This window comes from Oleiphilus sp. HI0067 (assembly GCF_001635735.1).
This window is the reverse complement of the sequence record NZ_LWFI01000368.1, coordinates 1-1,111: the sequence shown is the minus strand read 5'-3', so window position 1 is coordinate 1,111 and position 1,111 is coordinate 1. Positions and strand designations below refer to the sequence as shown.

Genomic DNA, 1,111 nt, shown 5'->3' with positions numbered 1-1,111 from the left:
GCAACACTAAGGAATTACTTAATCCGTGTGGAATATGAAAATGTCCACCCAATGGGTATGCGAGTGCATGTACCGCTGCGACGGGCGAGTTAGCAAATGCTTGTCCTGCATAGAGCGCCCCAAGTAACATTTTTTCGCGCGCTTCTAGTACATGGCCATGATGCGTTGCAGTAAAAATATTAGCAGTCAGCAGGCTAAGTGCTTCGCGGGCTAGCATATCTGAGATAGGGTTCTTTTTATGAACGCTGGTGTACGCTTCGATTGCATGTACCATGGCATCGACCCCCGTTGCGGCAGTCACGTGAGGGGGTAAACCGATTGTTAGATTGGCATCAAGCAAGGCTAGGTCGGGTAAGAAAATAGGCGATACCGCGCCCATTTTCGTTGTATCGCCTGTTGTAACGATGGCAACCGGCGTGACTTCAGAGCCCGTGCCTGCAGTTGTAGGAATTTGGATTAGTGGAAGTCGTATTCCTTTGGCATTTCCAACGCCGTAAATATCGTCAAGGCTTTGTGTACATTGAGGATGTGCTAATAATGCGATGAGCTTTGCAACGTCCATGGAGCTCCCGCCCCCAAAGCCAATAATGACATCAACGGATAGTTTTTTAGCCTGTTCTATGGCTCTTAGTACGACTTCTTCTGCGGGGTCTGGTTCTACTTCGCTGAAAAGGGTGTAAGAGATCTTGTTTTGTTCAAAACTCGCTATAGCTTTATCGAGCAAACCAAGTCGTTTGATGTCGAAATCTGTAACGATCATTACATGGTTATAGCCATGCTCGACACAGAGTTCACCTAGGTTGTCTGTTAGGCCGTTACCACACCTAATGTGCTGGCTAGTGGAAAAAGTAAAGCTGTTCAAATTGGCTCTCCGGTCGTTTGCTATGTTTGTTTTGCGGGAAGCTCGTCGTCTATTGATTGTCTTGGTGCGTATCCTCCATATCCTACAACAAGTCGTTCGTTATAAAGTATTGATCTGAAAAAATAATAGGAGCAACGCGCATGTATAAAACAATCAGTTATGTCATAGATGCTGACGGCATTTTAACGATTACTCTAAATCGTCCAGAGCAAATGAATTCATTTACCGTTGAGATGAGTGGTGAGCTTC

At 45.5% G+C, this 1,111-nt stretch carries 1 protein-coding gene; it reads right to left on the bottom strand.

Translation table 11 applies throughout. The features are described 5' to 3' along the window. Positions 1–862, bottom strand: an 862-nt coding sequence (locus A3739_RS04395; RefSeq protein WP_082878264.1) for an iron-containing alcohol dehydrogenase, incomplete at its 3' end; no start/stop codon positions are given. Positions 863–1,111 lie beyond the last annotated feature (249 nt).